The organism is Candidatus Bipolaricaulis anaerobius, assembly GCF_900465355.1.
In the GTDB taxonomy this organism is placed as follows: Bacteria; Bipolaricaulota; Bipolaricaulia; order Bipolaricaulales; family Bipolaricaulaceae; genus Bipolaricaulis; species Bipolaricaulis anaerobius.
This window is the reverse complement of the sequence record NZ_LS483254.1, coordinates 115,639-136,275: the sequence shown is the minus strand read 5'-3', so window position 1 is coordinate 136,275 and position 20,637 is coordinate 115,639. Positions and strand designations below refer to the sequence as shown.

Below are 20,637 nucleotides of genomic sequence, written 5' to 3'. Positions count from 1 at the left end.
TCTGCGAGGAGGTGACGGGTGTGAAGCTCAAGTGGATGGGCCACGCCTGCTTTCGGATCGAGGTGAGCGATGGCACGGTGATCCTCACCGACCCGTATGAGGAGAAGGTCCCCTACCAGGCGCCGGAGGGTCCGGCCCACATCGTGACCGTGTCCCACGATCACTTCGACCACAACGCGGTGGGGCGGGTGAAGGGATCGCCGGAGGTGGTGCGCGGGATCGGGGAGAAGGTGGTGCGCGGGATCGCGTTCCGCGGGATCGCGGCGTTCCACGATGCGAAGGGGGGCCGCGACCGTGGCCAAGACGTCATCTTCCGGTTCGCGGTGGATGGGGTGACCCTCGCCCACTTCGGCGACCTCGGCCATACGTTGAACGCGGAGCAGCTCAAGCCCCTCCAGGATGTAGAGGTGGCCTTGCTCCCCGTGGGCGGCCACTTCACGATCGGGGCCAAGGAGGCGAGCGAGGTCGTGCGGTCGCTCCCCAAGCTCAAGGTTGTGATCCCGATGCACTACCGCACCGAGGTCGTGAAGGACTGGCCGATCCGGCCGGTGGACGAGTTCCTGGACGAGGTCGGCTTGCCCATCAAGCGCGTCAAGAAGTCCGAGGTGACGATCACCCCTGCTGATTTGCCCACCAGAAAGGAGGTGTGGGTTCTCGATCATGCCTAAGCTCTCTGCCCGCAGCGTCGCTGCCCCCGCTTCACCCATCCGCCGCCTGTATCCCCTTGCCGTCGAGGCAAAGAAGCGAGGGAAGAAGGTGTACCACCTGAATATCGGCCAGCCGGACATCCCCACCCCGGCTGCGTTCATGCGCGGGGTCCACGAGGCCACGGTCAAGGTGCTCGACTACGCCCCGTCCCCCGGGATCCCGGAGGCCATGGAGGCCCTCGCCCGCTACTACGGGGAGTGTGGCCTCCAGGTGGCCAAGGAGGAGGTCCTCATCACGATCGGCGGATCGGAGGGGATCACGTTCGCCCTCACCATCGCCTGCGATCCAGGGGATCAGGTCCTCGTCCCCGAGCCGTTCTACCCGAACTACCTCGGCTACGCCCGCCTCACCAACGTCGAGATCGTGCCCATCACCACCTGCCGCGAGGACGGGTTCCACCTCCCCCCGCGCCGGGAGATCGAGGCCCACATCGGCCCACGCACGAAGGCGATCCTTTTCTCCCATCCCGGGAACCCGACCGGGGTCGTGTACACGAAGGCGGAGCTGGAGATGGTGGTGGACATCGCGCTGCGGCACGATCTGTTCATCATCTCCGACGAGGTGTACCGGGAGTTCGTGTACGAGGGAGGGCACACGAGCCTCCTCACCTTTTCCGAGGTCCGCGATCGGGCGATCCTCGTGGATTCGATCTCGAAGAGGCTGTCGGCGTGCGGGGCCCGGATTGGGGCGTTCGTGTCCCGCAACAAGGACGTGATGGCCGCGGCGAACAAGTGCGCCACGATCCGCCTCTCCGCCCCCACGTTTGAGCAGCTGGGGCTCGTCGCGTTCATGGCCGATCCGAACCACCGGGCCGTGGTTGAGGAGATGATCGGCGAGTACCGGATGCGGAGGGACCTGTTCTGCAAAGAACTCCTTGACATCCCCGGGATCACATTCCGCGTCCCGGAGGGGGCGTTCTACGTGATGATGGGCCTCCCGGTGGAGGACTCCGAGGCGTTCATCCGCTGGATGCTCACCGACTACCCCGGCCCGGAGACGGTGATGCTCGCCCCGGGGAGCGGGTTCTACGTGACGCCGGGGCTCGGGAAGGACGAGGCCCGTGGGGCGTACGTCCTCAAGGCGGACGACCTGCGCCGGGCGTGCGCGGTCCTCGCCGACGGGCTCTCTACGTTCAACCGCGCGCGGGCCGGGGAGGTCGTGGCTGGGAGGGGATGAGTCCGCGCGCGGCGAGGCAATGAAGGGAGGAAAGGAGAGGCTGGATCTCCTCCTCGTCGCGCGGGGCTACGCCCCGTCGCGGGCCCAGGCTCAGGCCCTCATCCGCGCCGGCCGGGTGCGGGTGGCCGGGGACCTTCGCGACAAGCCGGGAACAGAAGTCCCGCTCGACGCCGTGATCGAGGTGTCCACCCCTCCGCGGTACGCCTCTCGTGGCGGGGACAAGCTCGAAGCCGCGCTCGCCGCGTTCGGGGTCGATCCACAAGGGAAGACGTGCCTCGATGTGGGGGCCTCGACCGGGGGGTTCACGGACTGCCTCCTCCAGCGCGGGGCGGAGCGGGTGTATGCGGTGGATGTGGGACGGGGCCAACTCGCGTGGAGGCTCAGGAACGACCCGCGGGTCGTCGTGCGGGAGGGGGTGAACGCCCGCTACCTCCGGCCCGAGGACATCGGGGAAGGGGTGGACCTGGCCACGGTCGATGTGTCGTTCATCTCGCTCCGGCTCGTTCTCCCGCCGCTCGCGACGATCGTGAAACCGGGAGGAGACGTGATCGCCCTCGTCAAACCTCAATTCGAGGCCGGGCGGGAAGCGGTGCGCCGGGGCGTGGTCCGCGATCCGACCGTGCATGAGGCGGTGGTGGACGGGATCGCCGCGTTCGCCGAACAGGAACTGGACTGGACGGTCCGGGGAAGTACCCCCTCGCCGCTCCTCGGCCCGGCCGGCAACCGCGAGTTCTTCCTCTGTCTCTCGGTGAGATCCTGTCCTTGATCCCCGCGCACGCTTCACGCATGTCACGTTCCCTGCCCAGGCGCGCTCTAGCACGAAGTTCCGATGGAAGCCGCGGGTACCATACGGCACGGGCTGAGTAGACGGAATGGGGTCCTTCGCCCCATTCAAGCCAGCTGAACCGCCCCGAGATTGCCGGAGGCCTGTCAGCTTGAGAGGATGGGGACATGGCGAAGTCAGCGAGGTACTCCCCGGAGGTACGGGAGCGGGCGGTGCGGATGGTGTTCGAGCACGAGCGGGAGCACACGTCCCAGTGGGCAGCGATCGTGTCGATCGCCGGCAAGATCGGGTGTACGCCGGAGACGCTGCGCACGTGGGTGCGTCGGACAGAGATCGACACTGGACGTCGCGGCGGAGTGACGAGCGATGAGCGGGCGCGGATGAAGGAACTCGAGCGAGAGAACCGCGAGCTGCGGCGCGCCAACGAGATCCTCAGGAAGGCGTCAGCTTTTTTCGCCCAAGCGGAGCTCGACCGCCGACGGAAGAGATGACGTCGTTCATCGATGCGCACCGGGAGGAGTACGGGGTCGAGCCGATCTGCGAGGTGCTACCGATCGCCCCGTCGACCTACTACGAACAGAAGGCACGCGAGAGGAACCCCTCACGGCTACCCGAGCGTGCTCACCGTGACGCAGCGTTGAGCGAGGAGATCCAGCGCGTGTGTGAGGAGAACCGGCGGATCTACGGAGCGCGGAAGGTGTGGCGGAAGCTCGGGCGAGAAGGGGTCACGGTAGCGCGGTGCACGGTGGAGCGGTTGATGCGGAGGATGGGGCTGGTGGGCGCTGTCCGGGGGAAGAGGATCCGCACGACGATCCCCGAGGAAGCCCTAGCGCGTCCGGCTGATCTTGTCGAGCGTGACTTCACGGCCAGCCGACCCAACCAGCTGTGGGTGGCGGACTTGACCTACGTGGCTACCTGGTCGGGGTTCGTGTACGCGGCGTTCGTGATCGATGCGTTCTCCCGTCGGATCGTCGGGTGGCGGGTGTCGAGGTCTCTACGGAGCGACCTGGCGCTCGATGCCCTCGAGCAGGCGTTGTACGCCCGGCCTGACACGCAGCGGCTCGTGCACCACAGCGACCGGGGTGTGCAGTACCTCTCGATCCGCTACACCGAGCGCCTGAGGGAGGCGGGGATCGAGCCGTCGGTGGGAAGCGTGGGCGACTCCTACGACAACGCTCTCGCTGAGACGATCATCGGACTGTACAAGACGGAGGTGATCCAGGAGCGGGGACCGTGGCGGGGGGTGGAGCATGTCGAGTTCGAGACACTCGACTGGGTGGATTGGTTCAACACAAAGCGGCTGCTTGAGCCGATCGGGCACATCTCACCCGCCGCGTTCGAGGAGCTACACTACCACCCCAAGGAGGCTCCGGCCCTCGTGGCCGGACTCAGATGAAGTACCCTCCGGTGAACCCGGGGCGGTTCACAGCAGATCACGGGGAACTTTCTGATGCATGGATGGGCGCGCCCAGAGCGGCAAGGACCTGGTTGATGAGGGTTCGGTCACCAAGCCACGCCACCGCCTCACGTTTCTGTCGATCCACAGTCAGCAATAGGAAGTCACCAGGGCTCGCCCCGTGCTGGCGGAACAGTGGCCCAAGGCCCCACGTCCCTGTTGCCTTGGAGACGAGCCTCCCGACGGTCGCTCCGTCGGCGCTCTTCAAGGAGAACTCCCCTGCTAACTGGTCTCTCATCGCCGATGGCACCGGGAGCACCCCAGAACGCAACATGGCCGCTGAGACTCGAAACATCATCCAGACGGCGCCAGTCGGAGTCCAGCCGTAGTCCTTCAGATGCCGTCGGGGATCCCTCTTGCGGATCAAAGCCTGGATCACACCAGGACTTGCCTCAGCGCCACGTATCCCATACACAGAGTCTGCATACTTCTGGAGAACGGGCGAGTAACTGATGTAACTCCAGAATGTTGAGCGCGGCATGCCTCGCTTCAGGCACTCATCTTCGAGATCGTCCACCCTCATGACCATGCCATTCTCAAACAGGATGTGGACAATCGTTGTCACGCGTCCGCTCAGCTCCTGCCGCCAGTCAAGGGGAACGGTTCGCGCTACGAAGTCGCCATCCACGGTGCAGAACGGAAGACCCACACAGAATTCCTTGAGAACATCTACAGGGGGCCACATCCCTCTCATCCGATGAGGGCGGCACACTCCTTCCCGAAGCTCTTCAAGATGGATCCTGGGAACCAGAGAGAGGATCCTCTTGATGTGAGTGGCCGCAGCGTTGCGGCTGGATCTGCGGAAACAGAACCATTGGTGCTCAGTGTCCAGCCAGCGCAGGTCCCGCTCCCCCTGCAGGATGTGCTGAACCAGCGAGGGAGACACCAAGCGCTGGGTAGTGACCCGCACGCCCTCCTGCACGGTCTTGACAGTTGCCATACCCCGCCGCGATGCCGCCTGCCGCGCTCCTCTGGCAATCGCCGCAATGTCACCTCGGTCGACAGAGGAAGTGATCAGTCGGCCACACAGCAAGATGGAGACAGTCGGTCGAAGTACCTCGGCAGCACTCACGAGGCCGCGGAGGTCAAAGGCGCACCTGGTGATCCCACGCTTCAGAAGGGTTTCCTGGACGGCCTTTGCAGGTGACGGAATCGTTTCGCGAACGAGTGAGAGTGCCTTGTCAAGCACAGGTGCGTAGACACGGACACCAGCCAGCCTCTCACACGACGACGCGACAATCTGCCGAATCCGTTCTCGAGTGACTCCATTCTCGTCTGCAAGATTCTGCAGAGTCGTTCCCCCCCTGCCGTCCCAGCCGAGGCGCCTTGTGGTGATCCGTCCGCTACGCCTCCCACTCACGGCTGTGGCTATCTCACTCAGTTCTTGCTCAAGACATGACGCCTGTGCGCTCTCGAGCCGTGAAGCAAGTTCAAGGAGTCGTTCAGCGAGTGACGATCGCCGCTCCTCTGGACGACTACAACGCTCTAGCTCTCGGGCGCACTCGAGGAGGGTTCTGGCTCTTGGGCACAGTGAACGAATCGCCGCGCCAAATCGGGGGTCATCAGCCGTGACTTCAGACAGAGACGACGCCTGCTGGATGAGCTCGCATGTTACGGAGAGGTCGTCGCCTTCATTCTTGCGAGGCGGTCCCTTCTGCCACGCGCGACGCGGGTGACGGAGGCGTGCCCGCAAGAGATAGGATTCGGGAGCTGGGCGCTCGGTCCGTGGGCCGCCCTCGAGGTAGCCATCGAGACCGGCCAACAGGTCGACTAACCCGTGTGCTCCAAGACCCTGCAGGTCCAGCAGGTCCCCAACCGCGGTCTCTCTGCTTAGGGCCTCGGAGATCTGGCCCAACCCGGCTCTCATCAATACCCCGCGCGTTCTTGCCTCTATTGACAGATCATCCACGTGAACTGACCCGGGGAGCTGAGGAAGCCTCCTCTTCAGAAGAGCCGCTCGGAGTTCGGGTGAGCCACCAGAGATCACCTTCGCGGTGCGCGCTACCACCGCCTTTCCGAGAAGGACACAAACCGTTGGCTGGAACCTCTGCCAAGTCTCTTTGCTCAACCTGGACAGAACTTCCTGTGCAGCCTCTGGGGGCAGGCCTGACACGTAGTCGCCTGCCCGGCAGCTGAGGATGTCTGCTAGGAGGGCGGGCGCGATCGTTTGCCCACGACGTGGGAACCGACCAGTGGTCACGACCGATCACCTTAGGAGTACAAAGCTGCTCCTCGTCGGGCAACTCGGTTGAGGGTCTCGCGGATATGTACCGCTGGGTCTGTGAAATCGATAAACTCACCCCGACTGGCAAGCTCATGCGCAAGCGCTATCGCGTATTCCGTGAAGGCAACCTCCGTTACAAGCCGCAGGAAGCCAGGGTCGTTAATGTTGTTACCCTCACGGGCAGCCACGATCTGAGGGTGATCGAGGTTGACGTAGATCACCCGGCTGTCTGTAAGGCAATGAGCGCGGCGCTCTTCCGGTCCCATCCTCTGAAACTCGACCCTGAACCCCCCGGTGGACACACCAAAACGGTTCCCACGTCCTCCAGCAGGTCGTCCCCTTACCTCGCTGTTTGCGTCACCGGGAGCTACTTCTGGGTTGATACTCCTAGGGGTCCCACCACGATTTCCACCCTCACCACTTGCACCAAGGCCGCCGGTCGAGGCAATCACCTGAGCGGGCAGATCCCCGCCAATGACCAAATCTCTCTGGTCGCTCCCGGACCGCGCCTGCTGACCAGTGCGTTCCGGGACTCCATGCCCGAGGGAGCGAATGCGCGCCACCCGCTCAAGAAACTCCTGGAAATCCTGGTTGATGACTCTCGCAATCTCATCCGCCCGGCGGGCAAGGGTGCGGGCCTCCTCGCTTCTTCTCCTCTTTTTCTCCTCTTCCACAAGTTCTCTTCGGACTTCGTCGACCTTCTGTCCAATGAAGGCATGGATGGATTGGACGAGTTCGTTGTTGGGGTTCAGCCGCATGGAGCGACTCAGATCAAAGGCGGGTATCGGTGACCGATCATCATCCAGCGCCGGTACATCAAGCAAGCCAAAGATGTACTGCGACATCTCGCGATTCTCATTGCCACCCAGTGTTGTTTCGTGAAGAACCCCCTTGGAATAGACCGCTATCCCTCGCTGCTCTTCATCTAGGGGTGTCTTCGACACCTTCACAACGAGCTGGACATCGCCAAGTCTTTGGAGCAGAGAACCAGTCGGCTTGAAGATGTACTCCCTGCAGGCAGCTGGTTCCTGAACAGAGCACACCTGGCCGTTGACGATTACAGTCACATTGCGTGGCCACCGTGCAATCTGCCGTTCAATGTAGCGGATAATCGCAGGTTGGTCCAGCGCTTGGAGGTGGATACTCTCTATCTCCACAACCGTGCCATTAGGTTCTGATACGGGTTTGTCCCTCTCTAGCACGTTCACAGGGATCGGGCCTTCACCGTTATGAGCTTCAATGTCCTTTCGCCGCAACTCGACTTTTGAGCACCGACCATTTCGTACAGAGGTCACTCGCAAGACATCTGCTATTCCAAAGGCTGCAGATTTGCCTGTCCCGAACCGACCACGGCCGGGCCTACCTAGCTTGCGATCAACGTTCTCTCCGTGCATCAGGAAGAAGTTCTCAAGCCCCGCCCAGTCCATCCCCCTTCCGTTGTCCTGTACTGTGATACGCTTCGAACGACTATCCAGTTCCACCCGGACGACCGGGTTCACCACCGGATCAACGTACTCCAGCCCGTTGGAGACGTACTCCCAGACCACGAGCTTGTCGGTCTTGAACAGCGCTGCGTTCTGAAGGAGATCTCGTGCGACATGGGACCTAACAAGAAGGTGCTGTGTTCCGTCAACCATCGCTCATCGCCCCCTCAAGAAGGATTGCCACTGCCCGCACAACCTTACCTAGCCTGGGATCATCTCCAAAGGCTTCTAAGATGCGAGCCACCTTCGTCTCCCGAGCAGGTCCAGTTACATACTCGTCAACACGGAAGAACCTCTCTGCGTCCTGTCGACTGACAGCACTCGCGCCGCCGGTCCTGAAGCGAGCGTAGGCATCTGATGCAAGCAATCGCTTCCTTTCGCGCGACCGCCATCGCCCATCTCGCTGCCTGGCGACTGACTGAGGCGCGCCTTCGCCTTGCAGCTCACCGATTCGTCTCCGAGCGAACTCCAGCCCCCGCCGGGTGATCCGCCATCCATTAGTACCGGACCCCGTCAGATAGGCGCCCTTAGATTGTTTCTTTGCGTCAGAGAGGTAGACGCGGACGATCTCAAGGTTTATCTGGGCAGGGTAACGCTTCCACACAAACTTGCCGGGAGCGAGCTCGTTCACCTTGACAGCAACATCCTCGGTATCGACAGCATGTGAGCCTCCCCCAAGAAGATAGACTGCAAGGGTAACAAGCTCGTGACTCGAGAAGTCCCCGCTAGGTGATCTGGGACGGAGAGCCTTCACTTCCGGGCCCACAGCCGGAACGGAGTCGCCAACACGGGCCTTCGATTCTGCTCGACTCGGTGTCCCATTGACGCCACGAATAGCTCTCCTATTCTTGGACGAGTGCTTCGCGCTCCTGTTGCCTTCTGCCTTCATAGTCCGCCCCCCCCGCGGTGCCTGTTGCTCGGGACCCGCCGTGGGTTGACACCATTATATGGGTTAGGAGGGAGCTGTAGCTATGGAGTTGACCCGGTTTCGTGGACACCCTTAGGCTTGCATGGGAGATGTTGACGATGCCGAGGACACGTCCGCCGCACCCGCCGGAGTTCCGGCGAGAGATGGAGTTGGTGCGGGCAGGACGGGCAGCGCGGGAGCTATCCCGCGAGTTCGAGCCGTCCTACGAGACGATCCGGGGTTGGGTGAAGCAGGCGGACCGCGATGAGGGCCGCGACCCTTCGGGGATGACGACGGGGGAGCGAGAAGAGCTGCGCCGGCTGCGCCGTGAGAACCGACAGCTCCGCCTGGAGCGGGAGATCTTGGCAAAAGCCGCGGCCTGGTTCGCTCGGGAGACCGGCTCGGTACCACCCGGGTCTACGAGTTCATGAGCGCACACCAGGTTCGCTATCCGGTGGCCACGATGTGCCGCGTGCTGGAGGTCTCCACCAGTGGGTACTACGCGTGGATGGGAAGGTTCCCGTCGCGGCAGGCGCGGGAGGACGTGCGGCTTCGGGAACGGATCGAGGCGATCCATGCCCGCAGCCGTGGGACGTACGGCGCACCACGGATCCATGCGAAGCTCAGGGCGCAAGGGATCCGAGTGGGGCGCAAGCGCGTGGCTCGCCTGATGCGGGAGGCTGGCGGGCACCAGCCGGCGTCGGCGCCGGGGGACGACGAAGAGGGATCCGGAGGCGCAGCCGGCCCCGGACCTGGTGAAGCGGGAGTTCACCAGCGAGGCGCCGGACCGGCTGTGGGTCGCGGACATCGAGTACATCCCGACCGGGGAAGGGACCCTGTACCTAGCGGCGGTGGTGGATGCGTTCAGCCGGCGGGTGGTGGGGTGGGCGATGGAGGCGCCTCTGCGGACGGAACTCGTGCTCAAGGCCCTGAACATGGCGATCGGGCAACGCCAGCCGCGGGAAGTGATCCATCACTCCGACCACGGGAGCCAGTACACGGCCGTTGCGTTCGGGAAGAGGTGCCGGGAGGCCGGGATCCGGCCGTCGATGGGATCCGTGGGAGACTGCCACGACAACGCGCTCTGTGAGAGCTTCTCTGCAACCCTGGAGTGCGAGCTTCTCGATCGCCAGAGGTTTGAAACCCGGGATGAGGGGCGACGGGAGGTGTTCGCGTTCATCGAGGGGTGGTACAACCCGCACCGACGGCACTCGGCGTTGGGGTACGAGACCCCGACGGGGTACGAACGGAGGTACCACCGGGAAGGGAGCGTTGCTGAGGAGACGGGAGAACCCGTTGGTGTAGGGTCAGTGGAATACAGGGGTCACGGATGACGACCACGGTCAGGCAGACAGCGTGGGCGTCAAGCGCTAGACTGTCCACCGAAGCGGGGAAAGTCCAGGTGGAATACTGACTCCCTCAAGACATGACTGCTCTTCCGCTTGTAGAGGACAACCTTGCCGGAGCGCCGGAGTGGGACGCTCCCCCGTGGAGCTGCAAGTACTGCTTGTATTGGGAACACCCTGAGCTCTGGGCTGATCCCAAGGCGGGGAACCGAGCGGAGGCCTTCCAACGGAAGCTCGCCTGGGTCCGCCGGGTGCGGGCGGAGTTCGGGGAGTGCGGCCGCCTCCTCTATGCCGACGGCCAGGCCGTGGGCTACGCCCAGTACGGTCCCCCGAGCTTCTTCCCCAACGCGCGATCCTGCCCAGCGGGGCCGGTGAGCGACGACGCCGTGTTCCTGGCGTGCCTGTTCTTCCCGTCTCGCGCCCACCGCGGACGCGGCTGGGGGAGCCTCCTCCTCCAGGACATCCTGCGCGAGCTACGTAGCCGAGGGTTGAGCACGCTGGAGACGTTTGCCCGGAAAGAGAGCGCGGAGAACCCGTCCGGTCCCGCTGCGTTCTACCTCCGCCACGGGTTCCAGATCCTCCGGGACGATCCGGAGTTCCCCCTCCTCCGCCTCAACCTGGACCACTGACTGCGCTTCCCTCCAGGATCCGATCCACCGTCGCCCGGAGCCGGGGGTGGTGGGTCCCCTCCCAGTAGAGCTTCCCGCAGCCAGTACACCGCAGGTAGTCGTCCCGCCACGCGGCCACGCGGGGGGGGATCCGCTCCACGACTTCCTCCTTGGCCACCGGAGCGAGGGGGCCGCCGCAGACCAGGCACCGCGTGAACGGGCGCACGTGGCCTGCGAGGTCGAACCGTCGCACGACCTCCCGCGCTTGTTCGATGGGGTCCGTGGACCGCACCCAGTACCCATGGGTGACGACGCTGCGCTTGAGGAGCGCCCGGTCGCGGGTGAGGACGATCCGCTCCTCGCGGGATGCCGCCGCGACGAGCTCCTCGTCCGGGAACCCATTGGCGTGGGCGGCGTCGAACCCGAGTAGCCGCAGGTACCGAGCGAGCTTCCCGAGGTGGCCATCGAGGAGGAACGCGATCCGGCGGAGGGGCTCCCGCCGCACCGCGAGGAGCCCCGTCACATCGAGGCTCTCGAACTTCGGGTACACGGCCAGCCGGTCGCCCAGGCCGAGCCGCGCTGCGAGGTCCACCGACTCGCCGTTGAGGAGCACGAGCTCCACCTCGACGTGAGGGACGCCGAGGGACTCGATCACGTCCTTGACCGCCGGGGTCCCCTGGAAGGTGTAGGCGATCGCCTCCTGGCGCCATCCCGGCGGGAGGAAATCGTTCAGCTCCCCGTACATGCGGACGGAGGCACTGGGCACGGCTCGCTCATCTATCCCGGTCAGGGGATGCGGAAGATGGCCTTCGCCCGGTCCACCTGGTCTACGGTGAGCACGATCTGGTTCTTCTCCACGGTGCAGTAGCAGGAGAGGACGTTGATCCCCTCATCGGCGAGCCGGCTGAGGATCGAGGCGAGCTGCCCCGGTTGATGGGGCAGGGCCATCACCAGCGCCTCCCTCTCCTCGAACTCGACCCCCTTGGCGCGCAGGACCTTGCGCGTCTTGTCGGCGTTGTCGGTCACGATCGAGATCACGCCCTCATCGAGGACGGTCAGGCCAGCGACCGCCTCCAGGTTCACGTGCTCCGCCCCCAACTCCTCCGAGATCTCGGCGAGGGCCCCTGGGTTGTTCCCGAGGATGAATGAGAACTCCTTCACCGTGGATCACCTCCACCCGAATCCTACCACGGCCGGGGGGAGTGGGGGGAACGCCGCGTGCGATCCCCGCCGGGCGCGGGGGGTCTTATAGAGCGAACTCGGCGGCGAGGAACGTGTGATCGGAGGGCTTCTCCGCCTGCCGCGCCTCGCGATCAATCCAGGACCGAACCGACTTCCTCGCCAAGGGCGGCGTGGCCCAGATGTGGTCTACCCGCCACCCCACGTTTCGCTCGAACGCACCCCGCACGCGGTAGTCCCAGAACGTGAACTGCCCGTGCTCGCCCGGGTGGTGCTGGCGAAACACGTCCACGAACCCCCACTCCCGGACGCGCTCCAAGGCCGCCCGGGCCTCGGGATGGAAGTCCACGTGCTTCTGGAGGCGCTGCGGGTCATGGACGTCGATCTCCTCTGGGGCAACGTTGAAGTCCCCGCACCAGAGGAGGGGCTTCCGAGGCGAGAAGTGGCGGGTGAAGTAGTCCCTCATCCGCGCGAGCCACTCCAGCTTGTACGCGAAGAGGGGGGAGTCCACGGACTGCCCTTGGGGGACGTACGTGTTGACGATCGGGATCCCCTCCACCGTGGCTTGGATCAGGCGCGCCTCGTCCGCGGGGCCGCCGTCGTCGAGCCCATAGCGGACGTCCGTGGGCTCAGCCCGGCTGGCCAGGGCGACCCCGGCGTGGGCCTTCTGCCCGCGGAACACGACGTGGTAGCCCCTCTCCCGAAAGAACGCAGCTGGGGACTCGTGGTCCTGGACTTTTGTCTCCTGGAGGCAGAGGACGTCCGGTTTCTCCTGGGCGAGCCAGGCGGCGATGACGGGGAGCCGGGAGCGGATGGAGTTCGCGTTGAACGTGGCGACCTTGAACATCGGCCCCTCTACCCCTCGGCCCTGTCTGGTTGGACCAGGCAACGGTAGAACTCCGGGCGGCGGTCGGCGAACACGTCGTTCAGACGCGTGAGGTGTTTGTCCCGCGCTTGAGCGGGGTCGATCTCGATCACCCGCGCTTCTTCTCTGTCCTGAGAAGCCTGGACGAGCACATCCCCGTTGGGGGCCACGATCTGGGACAGGCCAGTGAAGCGGAGCGTCTCCCCGGTGCGCGCTTCGACCCCGATCCGGTTCGCGGTCACGGTGAACACGCGGTTCTCCATCGCCCGCACCCGCATCGTGAGCTGGGCGAGCCCGGGCATGACGAGGTTCGCGGGGTGGGCGATCAGCTCGGCTCCCTGGAGGGCGAGCGCGCGGGCCGCCTCGGGGAAGAAGTGGTCGTAGCACACGAGGAGTCCGACCCGCGCCCGGCCGATGTCGGCGACCTTGAACGGGAGATCCCCCGGGGCGAAGAAGCGCTTCTCCTCGTAGAAGAGGTGGACCTTGCGGTAGCGGGCGATGAGGCCCGTGGGGCCGACGAGCACCGCGGAGTTGTAGGCGCGGCCACCCGCCTGTTCGGCGAGCCCGGCCACGAGGTGGCAGGTACCCTCCCGGGCGAGGGCGAGGAGGCGGGTCGTGGAGGGGCCCTTCGGCACCGGCTCCGCGAGATCCACCGCCTCACGGACGGTGGCGAACTGGTAGCCGGTGCTGAATAGCTCCGGAAGGATCCACAGGTCGGCCCGCTCGCGGAGGAGGAGCTCCGTAACCCTGTCCAGGTTCCGCCTCACCTCCCCGAACTCCGGAGCGAACTGCACGTAGCCTACGCGCATGATGGGAACTCTACTCCTCCCACCGCGTACCTCAACTTTCGTGCCCGTTTTCGAGGGCTAGCCCTCAGTACGGGATCGGGCTGATCCGGTTCAGTTTCTCCAGACGGTGGATGGCCCGCACCTGGCGCACGGTGCCCGACAGGCCGCGCACGACGAGGCTGTCCGTGGTCGCCCCGCCGCCGGAGTACTTCACGCCCCGCAGGAGCTCCCCGTCCGTGATCCCGGTGGCGGCGAAGCACACGTCGTCCGAGGCCGCGAGGTCATCCATGGTCAACGTGCGATCGAACTCGAACCCCATCTCCCGACCTCGGCGGAGTTCGTCCGCGGTGCGGGCCACGAGCCGCCCCTGGATCTCCCCCCCCATCGCCCGCAGGGCGCACGCCGCCAGCACGCCCTCCGGCGTCCCACCGATCCCGAGGAGGACGTCGATCCCCGCTTCCGGCCATGCCGTCATGAGCGCCGCCGCCACGTCGCCATCCGGGATGAGCCGGATCCGGGCGCGCAGGCGGCGCACCTGCGCGATGAGCTCCTCGTGCCGCGGCCGGTCGAGGATGATCACGGTGAGGTCCTCGACCCGGCCTCCCTTGGCGCGCGCGATCGCCCGCAGGTTCGCCTCCACCGGGGCGGTGATGTCCACCTTCCCTTTCGCGTCGGGCCCCACTGCGATCTTGTTCATGTACACGAACGGCCCGGGGTCGAACATCGTCCCCCGGGGGGCGATCGCCACCGTGGAGATCGCGTTCAGGTTGCCGGTGGCGAGGGGACGAGTGCCATCGATGGGATCCACCGCGATGTCCACGGGAGGAGGATCACCTGTGCCGACCCGTTCCCCGTTGTAGAGCATGGGGGCCTCGTCCTTCTCCCCCTCTCCGATGACGACGACCCCGTCCATCGGGACGCTGGCGAGCATGAACCGCATCGCCTCGACGGCTGCCCGATCCGCGGCGGTCTTGTCGCCCCGGCCCATGAACCTCCCCGCGGCCAGGGCGGCGGCCTCCGTCACCCGGACCAGCTCGAGGGCCAAGTTGCGCGTGGGCGTGGTCACGATGGTCTCACCCCGCCACTGTAGCGGCCTCACCTCCTCCCGCCAACCTGGACGGGGTCAGTGGGCGTCCCAGGTGACGATCGCCAGGTCATCCGCGCCGGGGACCAGGAACTCCACCTGGGACGAGGCTGGCCAGCGCACGGCGCTCCGGGGGTCGTGGTGGAGGCGGAGGACCGGCCGGAACTGGAGGCGCCCCGCCGCGTCCACCTCCCACATCCCGACCCCCGACGGGGGCCCGATTGGGATCCCCGGTTCGGCAGCGGGAGGATCGCGGATCTCCTCGATCCAGAACAGGGTCACCGGCGCCACTGCCGGATCGCTCATGTTGAGGAGCTGGAAGTCGTACCCCCAACCGGGGTTGAGGACGAGGAGCTGGCGGCCTTCGCTCGTGTCGTAGCCCACCACGACCGCGTAGTGGTTGGGGAAGATCCCCCCGGTCCCTTGCCAGTCGAACAGGATCACGTGCGGGACCCCCCGGCGCACCAGGTCCACCGATCGCGCAAAGGCCGCACCCGGATCCCCGTCCAAGGTCCCTATCGTCGCCCCGCCCGGGTAGCGGGCGGTGACGTACGCCGCGAGACCGGGGACGAACGACCATGGCCAGGTGAGTCCCTGGCGCACTCCCCCCCAGAGAACGGTCACTGTCCCCATCCGCCCGTGGATCTCACCGATCGCCCCGCCCGGATCGTCCCCCACGAACCGGTACCCGTAGCGGCGGTCGTAGTAAGCGAGGAGGATCCGCGCCGCCTCTGGTCCGCACCCGGCCGGGATGGGAGCTCCTTCTCCGGTGGCAAGCCACGTCGGGCCGAACGGAGGCGTCCCCGTGAGGATCATCCGTTCCGGGAGGGGAGCCGCACTGGTCAGGGCTGTCTCCAGCCCGGCGAGGGCGATGAACGCCACGATGCGCGCCCATCTTCTCATCGCGCGCTCATCCTGGGATGACCGGGCCCACCGCTAGGGTCGCAGGCCCTGTCGCTGTTTTTCCGCGTACAACTGGGCGTCGGCGGCCTCGAGGAGGTCGCGGATCGTACACGGACGGTCGGGGGTCCAGGTGGCCCACCCCATGTCCAATGCGATCGGGAGCTCCGGCAGGTGCTCGCGGTTCCACAGCTCGACCGCGGTCCGCAGCCGCTGGGCCACGGCGTCCACCGGGGCCGCCGTCTCGGGGAGGACGATCAGGAACTCGTCCCCCCCGTACCGCACGACCCAGTCGCTCTCGCGTAGCGTCCGGCGGATGAGCTGGGCGATGGCCTGCAGGACGTCATCCCCCCGCGCATGCCCCAGTTGGTCGTTCACCCGCTTGAACCCCCGCAGGTCGGTCAGGAGGAGGGTGAACGACCTCTTGTAGCGTTGGGACCTCTTCAGCTCTGTGTGAATGGTCTCGTCGAAGTAGTGCCGGTTGAGAAGCCCGGTCAGGGGGTCGTGCATCGCCTTCTCCCGCAGGAGCTCTTCGGTTTGAACCTGGTCGCTGATGTCGAGGACGTCCAGCAGGTGCGCCTGGCGGTCCAGGCACTGCAGGGAGTAAGAGCGCACGAGGAGCCACACCGTGGTTGAGTCCTTGCGCACGCCGCGCGCCCTCACTCCCGTCCGCTGGATCTCCCCCGTCGGGTGAAGGACCATCGCCCGCTCGTCGGGATGGATGAGCTGCCACCACGGCCGCAGGGCGCGGAGCTCTTCCCGTGAATAGCCGAATAGCTCCACAATCCGTCCGTTCACGTAGGAGAGGCTATCCCCATCCGTCACCAGGAATCCAGCCATGCAGTGCTCGGCGAGGATGCGGAGCAGGGATTGGTCGGGGTCGCAGCGGACCTCGGTGCGGGAGAGGGAGGTGGCCGCCATCCGTGCCAGTTCCGCAAGCGCGCGGAGCGTGGCTGGGGTGGGGCGAGATCCGTCGCGGGGGTCATCCACCGAGATCGCCCCGAGGATCTGCCCCTCGAATTCAACCGGGGTGAGGAGGAGGTCGTCCTGGTGCCAGCCTCCCGGGACGATGAACCGGCGGCGGCTCTTCACGGCGGGGGCCACCTCCGCTGCGGCCGCTCCGGCGGGGATGTAGTAGGAGGCGTTGGCCCGGTAGGAGGGGGGGAAGCGAGAGGCAGTAACGGTTCCACCCTGCTCAACGAAGCGACGCAGCAGGGCCTCGTCCTCGGGGGTGAGCCCGCGCGCGGCGTACGCCACGACGCGGGAGACCTCCCCCGCTCGGGTCAGAGGGGGATCGTAGGCGCTGACCACGACCCGGCGAAACGGGGTCTGCCGCAGTGCAAGATCGGCGATCGACTCCAGGATGGCCCCGCACGCCTTCTCCGCACGATCCTCTGCGGAATACAGTTGACAACGCCCTGAACCCGGTAGCACCTCGCCCACAGCGATGCAGTTTAGTGCGGGATACAGGAACGCGTCAACTTCCAACGGGGCCAAGGGGAGGACTTCTTTCCAGTTCCCCACAACGCCCTTGGCCCGGTGGGGGACAAGTGTCCAATCGAAGATTGAACCGATTCCTTTTGGTCCGGGTCGTCCCCGCCTAAGGTCAGGGCAAGCCCACGAGGGGGTGCCGCGGTGGAACTGCACGAATGGTTGTCGGTGTACCAGGCCGTGAGCGCGACGGCGGCCAATAAGGAGCGCACGTACTGGAATTTGGGCGGGACGTGTCTTGTTGTGAGCGTTCTCCTCCTCATCCTGGGCGTCGTGCTCGGGATCGCCGTTGTCGAGGACGCCTACAATGGATACGTTGCGACCACAGCCCTCCAGTGCCTGACCACGGTAGTGGCGGGGTTTGGGGTCTTGATCAGCACCTATTGGCTCGCCCTCCAGCACCGGATGGCCCATGAGGTCGCCCACTGGCAGGGGCTCCTCAGGCAGCTGGAGGGGGAGTTCGCCGGGGCGGAGTTCCACCGCAGTAGCTTCCGGCTCCTCATCGGGCAGCCGGTCCGTAGCCCCCGGATCACCCCACACTTCGACGAGTGGTACCCCGGGGTCACCCGTCTGGGCTGGTTCTCCCGCGCCCTGGCCGGCCTGACCACGGCCCTCCTCCCGATGGCGTTCCTGGTGGCGTGGATCGCGCTCGCGATCTTGCCGTGGGTCATCCCCTAGCCCGGGCCTGGGTCACGGACCGTCCCAGCTGAAGAAGGCGAGGTCGGTCCGCCCATCGGGGCCGAACACCACGCCCTCCTCTTCGAGGAAGCGCTGCTGCTCCTCACCCAGACTGCACGCCCCGTCAGCATTGATCACCCTCTGCCACGGGACGGGCGGCTCCATCCTCCCCCGCAGTGCGGCGAGGGCGTACCCCACCGTGCGCGCCCCACACCCAGCCCACGCCCCGATGTCCCCGTACGTCGCCACCCTGCCCGGCGGGATGTGGCGGATGAGATCATAGATCCTTGCGTAGAGCTCGTTCACGCGCTTCCCCTCACGACGCGTCAGGGGCTGAGGATCTCCGCCTCGAGGAAATCGGCCACGGCTTCCGGGTCGAGAGGGAGGACCTCGGTCCCATCCGGGACGCGCACCGGGCGATCCGAGACCACGGCGAGGACGGGAATCCGCCCGGCGAGGGGCTCCCCGGACCGGTAGACCTCGATCTTCGGGTAGTCCGAGGTCTTGAACCCCTCGAGGAGGACGAGGTCGAGGTCCGCCATGTACCGGTCGAGGTAGTCCTTCAGCGGCGTGCCCTCGTGGTCCCAGAACAGGGCCCCGTGGCGGTCGGAGTAGAGGAGCACGCGCTCCGCCCCCGCTTCGCGGTGGAGCTGGGTGTCCTTTCCGAGATGGTCCGGCTCCACGTCCGGGGCGACGTGCTTCGCTGTCCCCACGCGGTGCCCGCGCTCGATGAGGACCGGAATGAGCTCTCGGAGGAACGTCGTCTTCCCCGCTCCCTTGTGTCCGATGACCGCCACGACCTTCATCTCGACCTCCCGAGGAGGATTTTCGATCGCCCCCTTTTCCCGCGCAACTCGGGCGGATCCCGTTTCGCCGGTAGCGGGGGCTACGGTCACCGTCCGCACTCGGCCAGGGCGAGGATCTTCCGGTCGAGCTGGGAGAGCGGGCGCGCCTGCGGGTCCTCGCCGGGGCCCTCCCAACTTGCCTCGTACACGGCGACGGAGAGCCGCTTGTGGGTGAAGGCATGCCTCACCGTGCCCAACGCCTGCGGATCCCGAACCCCGTACCGGGAGAGGAGCGCGTTCAGCCCGTCCGCTCCCTCGGCTAGCGGGACCCCCCACAGGCCACCGAGGGCCTGCCCATCACGTTTCTCCAGGACGTACCCCTGCGGCGCGCGCAGGACGAGGGCCGTCGCTAGGACCGACCTCGGCCTCCGTGCCCGGGGAGCGGGGTACCGACCCGCGTCGTTCTTCCCCGCGCAGGACCCCGCCACGGGGCAGGAGGCGCAACGGGGATCCTTCGGCGTGCACACGGTCGCCCCGAGCTCCATCATCGCCTGGTTCCACGAACGGGGATCCTCCGGATCGAGGAGCCCCTCCGCCGTAGCCCGCAGCCAGCGGGCGCTCGGGTCCTCCGCGGCGAACAGGCGCGCAAGGACCCGCCGCACATTCCCATCCACCGCGGCGACCGGCTCCCCGAACGCGATCGAGGCCACCGCCGCCGCGGTGTAGGGCCCGATCCCAGGGAGCTCGGCGAGCTCCGTTGCCCGGGTGGGGAGGCCGGTCTCGGTCACGATCCGGGCCAGCCGGTGGAGGCTCCGCGCCCGCCGGTAGTAGCCCGCTCCCGCCCAGGCCCGCAGCACATCTTCCTCTGCCGCTTGGGTGAGGGCGCCCAGGTTGGGGAACGCCGCCATGAACCGGGGGTAGTATCGGAGCGCCTGCTCGACCCTCGTCTGCTGGAGGAGGATCTCCGAGACGAGGATTGCGTAGGGATCGCGGGTCCTTCGCCAGGGGAGGTCCCGTGCGCTTCGTCTGAACCATGCGAGGAGGGGTGCCCTCACCTCCTCCCCGCTGAGCTGCCCAACCATGGCGGAAAGCCTACGTTGGGACCGACCTCCCGACCACCCGGGCTGGCTCTTGGCCCCGGTCGGGGGCCACGCTACCATCCACCACAAGGAGGAGCGATGGATGAGACGCGGACTAAGGTGACGATCCCCGAGCTGCGGGCGATGGTGGAGCGGGGGGAGAAGATCACGTTCCTCACCGCCTACGACTATCCGACAGCGCTCCTGGAGGACCGGGCGGGGATGGACATGATCCTCGTCGGCGACTCCGGGGCGATGTGCCTGCTTGGGCACAGGACGACCCTCCCCGCGACGATGGAGTTCATGGTCACGATCACCGCCGCCGTGAGCCGGGCCGCCGCGCGGGCGTTCGTGGTGGGCGATATGCCGTACATGTCCTACCAGCCCTCGAACGAGGTCGCGATCGTGAACGCCGGCCGGTTCATCTCCGAGGGCGGGGCCGACGCGGTCAAGCTCGAGGGTGGGGCGCGGATGGCGGAGCGGGTGGAGGCGATCGTGAAGGCGGGGATCCCGGTGATGGGGCACATCGGCCTCACGCCGCAAGCGGCGAGCGCGATCGGCGGGCTCAAGTCCCAGGGCCGGAGCGCCGCCACCGCCAAGGCGTTGATCGAGGACGCGAAGTGCCTGGAGGAGGCTGGTGCGTTCTCGATCCTGTTGGAGGCGATCCCGGCCAAGGTCGCCGAGGTCATCACCGGGCGGGCGAAGGTCCCGATCCTCTCCATCGGCTCCGGGCCGGCCTGTCACGGGCAGCTCCTGATCGTCCATGACATCTTGGGGCTGTTCGAGGCGTTCACCCCGAAGTTCGTGAAGAAGTACGCCGACGTGTCGGCGGTGATGCTTGCGGCGTTCCAGGCCTACATCAAGGACGTGAAGGGCGGCGCCTTCCCCGGCCGCGAGCACACCTACACCATCCCCAAGGAGGAATGGGAAGCACTGAGCAGACTATTGGAGGCGTGAGCCACTGCCTGTCGGGGCAGGGCGAGGAGGTTATCGTGGGGAGTACTATGAGAGGACGATCCTGTTGGGGAAGGCGGGGTGGCTCTACCGTGAGAGATGGGTTGGCAAAATTCCATCCGTCGATGCCGGCCGATAGGG

20 protein-coding genes, 1 pseudogene and 1 other annotated feature are annotated in these 20,637 nt (G+C 66.2%); of the genes and pseudogenes, 8 read left to right on the top strand and 13 right to left on the bottom strand.

Annotation, left to right across the window (positions count from 1 at the left end):
* Positions 1–20: 20 nt before the first annotated feature.
* The 4 genes from BARAN1_RS00630 to BARAN1_RS00615 all read left to right on the top strand — a co-directional run bounded on the left by BARAN1_RS00630 (position 21) and on the right by BARAN1_RS00615 (position 4,064).
* Complete coding sequence (locus BARAN1_RS00630; RefSeq protein ID WP_122030421.1) at positions 21–668, top strand: MBL fold metallo-hydrolase; 648 nt, start codon at positions 21–23, stop codon at positions 666–668.
* On the top strand, positions 661–1,884 hold the full coding sequence (locus BARAN1_RS00625; RefSeq protein WP_122030420.1) for a pyridoxal phosphate-dependent aminotransferase: 1,224 nt from the start codon (positions 661–663) through the stop codon (positions 1,882–1,884). The genes BARAN1_RS00630 and BARAN1_RS00625 overlap by 8 nt, the downstream gene beginning before the upstream one ends.
* Before the next feature lie 19 nt (positions 1,885–1,903).
* Complete coding sequence (locus tag BARAN1_RS00620) at positions 1,904–2,650, top strand: TlyA family RNA methyltransferase (protein ID WP_122030419.1); 747 nt, start codon at positions 1,904–1,906, stop codon at positions 2,648–2,650.
* A gap of 185 nt (positions 2,651–2,835) precedes the next feature.
* A protein-coding gene (locus BARAN1_RS00615; protein ID WP_122030418.1) for an IS3 family transposase occupies positions 2,836–4,064 on the top strand; the annotation gives its coding sequence in 2 pieces (ribosomal slippage) (positions 2,836–3,124 and positions 3,124–4,064; 1,230 coding nt in all).
* Positions 3,114–3,230: a sequence feature (AL1L pseudoknot), on the top strand. It overlaps the preceding gene by 117 nt.
* A 37-nt stretch (positions 4,065–4,101) precedes the next feature.
* On the opposite strand, the gene BARAN1_RS06465 is transcribed toward BARAN1_RS00615, so the two are convergent.
* The 3 genes from BARAN1_RS06465 to BARAN1_RS06460 are packed head-to-tail and all read right to left on the bottom strand — an operon-like array spanning position 4,102 to position 8,463.
* Positions 4,102–6,324 (bottom strand): sigma factor-like helix-turn-helix DNA-binding protein, encoded by a 2,223-nt coding sequence (locus tag BARAN1_RS06465; RefSeq protein ID WP_157959336.1) that lies wholly within the window; start codon positions 6,322–6,324, stop codon positions 4,102–4,104.
* 11 nt (positions 6,325–6,335) lie between these two features.
* Complete coding sequence (locus tag BARAN1_RS00605; protein WP_122030416.1) at positions 6,336–7,985, bottom strand: ATP-binding protein; 1,650 nt, start codon at positions 7,983–7,985, stop codon at positions 6,336–6,338.
* Complete coding sequence (locus tag BARAN1_RS06460; protein WP_157959335.1) at positions 7,978–8,463, bottom strand: hypothetical protein; 486 nt, start codon at positions 8,461–8,463, stop codon at positions 7,978–7,980. The genes BARAN1_RS00605 and BARAN1_RS06460 overlap by 8 nt, the downstream gene beginning before the upstream one ends.
* Positions 8,464–8,858: 395 nt before the next feature.
* On the opposite strand from BARAN1_RS06460, the pseudogene BARAN1_RS00600 reads away from it, so the two are divergent.
* A pseudogene (locus BARAN1_RS00600) lies at positions 8,859–10,073 on the top strand (IS3 family transposase).
* 92 nt (positions 10,074–10,165) lie between these two features.
* Positions 10,166–10,714 carry a GNAT family N-acetyltransferase gene (locus BARAN1_RS00595; RefSeq protein WP_122030415.1) on the top strand — a complete coding sequence of 183 codons (549 nt, stop codon included), beginning with the start codon at positions 10,166–10,168 and terminating at the stop codon, positions 10,712–10,714.
* Here the strand turns inward: BARAN1_RS00595 and BARAN1_RS00590 are convergent.
* From BARAN1_RS00590 to BARAN1_RS00560, 7 genes are all read right to left on the bottom strand, one after another.
* Complete coding sequence (locus tag BARAN1_RS00590; protein WP_122030414.1) at positions 10,698–11,459, bottom strand: Mut7-C RNAse domain-containing protein; 762 nt, start codon at positions 11,457–11,459, stop codon at positions 10,698–10,700. The two genes, BARAN1_RS00595 and BARAN1_RS00590, sit on opposite strands and share 17 nt — an antisense overlap.
* Positions 11,460–11,479: 20 nt before the next feature.
* On the bottom strand, positions 11,480–11,854 hold the full coding sequence (locus tag BARAN1_RS00585) for an ACT domain-containing protein (RefSeq protein WP_122030413.1): 375 nt from the start codon (positions 11,852–11,854) through the stop codon (positions 11,480–11,482).
* Between the two features lie 85 nt (positions 11,855–11,939).
* Positions 11,940–12,719 carry an exodeoxyribonuclease III gene (gene xth, locus BARAN1_RS00580; RefSeq protein ID WP_122030412.1) on the bottom strand — a complete coding sequence of 260 codons (780 nt, stop codon included), beginning with the start codon at positions 12,717–12,719 and terminating at the stop codon, positions 11,940–11,942.
* 8 nt (positions 12,720–12,727) lie between these two features.
* Entirely contained in the window at positions 12,728–13,546 is an 819-nt protein-coding gene (locus tag BARAN1_RS00575) for a nitrilase-related carbon-nitrogen hydrolase (protein ID WP_122030411.1), read from the bottom strand.
* A gap of 64 nt (positions 13,547–13,610) precedes the next feature.
* Entirely contained in the window at positions 13,611–14,591 is a 981-nt protein-coding gene (glpX, locus tag BARAN1_RS00570) for a class II fructose-bisphosphatase (protein ID WP_122030410.1), read from the bottom strand.
* Between the two features lie 57 nt (positions 14,592–14,648).
* Positions 14,649–15,512, bottom strand: a complete 864-nt coding sequence (locus BARAN1_RS00565; RefSeq protein WP_157959334.1) for a cysteine peptidase family C39 domain-containing protein — start codon at positions 15,510–15,512, stop codon at positions 14,649–14,651.
* A gap of 33 nt (positions 15,513–15,545) precedes the next feature.
* The gene (locus tag BARAN1_RS00560) at positions 15,546–17,006 is read right to left on the bottom strand and encodes a GGDEF domain-containing protein (protein ID WP_162297725.1); all 1,461 of its coding nucleotides are present in this window, start codon (positions 17,004–17,006) and stop codon (positions 15,546–15,548) included.
* A 138-nt stretch (positions 17,007–17,144) separates the two neighbouring features.
* Here BARAN1_RS00560 and BARAN1_RS06560 point away from each other — a divergent pair, with 138 nt between their 5' ends.
* Positions 17,145–17,678: a hypothetical protein gene (locus tag BARAN1_RS06560; protein ID WP_162297724.1), complete on the top strand. Its 534-nt coding sequence runs from the start codon at positions 17,145–17,147 to the stop codon at positions 17,676–17,678.
* Between the two features lie 12 nt (positions 17,679–17,690).
* Here the strand turns inward: BARAN1_RS06560 and BARAN1_RS00555 are convergent, their stop codons facing one another.
* The 3 genes from BARAN1_RS00555 to BARAN1_RS00545 form a co-directional block, all read right to left on the bottom strand.
* Complete coding sequence (locus BARAN1_RS00555) at positions 17,691–17,984, bottom strand: MGMT family protein (RefSeq protein ID WP_122030407.1); 294 nt, start codon at positions 17,982–17,984, stop codon at positions 17,691–17,693.
* A 20-nt stretch (positions 17,985–18,004) separates the two neighbouring features.
* The gene (mobB, locus tag BARAN1_RS00550) at positions 18,005–18,484 is read right to left on the bottom strand and encodes a molybdopterin-guanine dinucleotide biosynthesis protein B (RefSeq protein WP_122031728.1); all 480 of its coding nucleotides are present in this window, start codon (positions 18,482–18,484) and stop codon (positions 18,005–18,007) included.
* 86 nt (positions 18,485–18,570) lie between these two features.
* Positions 18,571–19,545: an A/G-specific adenine glycosylase gene (locus BARAN1_RS00545; protein WP_122030406.1), complete on the bottom strand. Its 975-nt coding sequence runs from the start codon at positions 19,543–19,545 to the stop codon at positions 18,571–18,573.
* Between the two features lie 96 nt (positions 19,546–19,641).
* Here BARAN1_RS00545 and panB point away from each other — a divergent pair, with 96 nt between their 5' ends.
* The gene (gene panB, locus BARAN1_RS00540; RefSeq protein ID WP_122030405.1) at positions 19,642–20,499 is read left to right on the top strand and encodes a 3-methyl-2-oxobutanoate hydroxymethyltransferase; all 858 of its coding nucleotides are present in this window, start codon (positions 19,642–19,644) and stop codon (positions 20,497–20,499) included.
* Positions 20,500–20,637 lie beyond the last annotated feature (138 nt).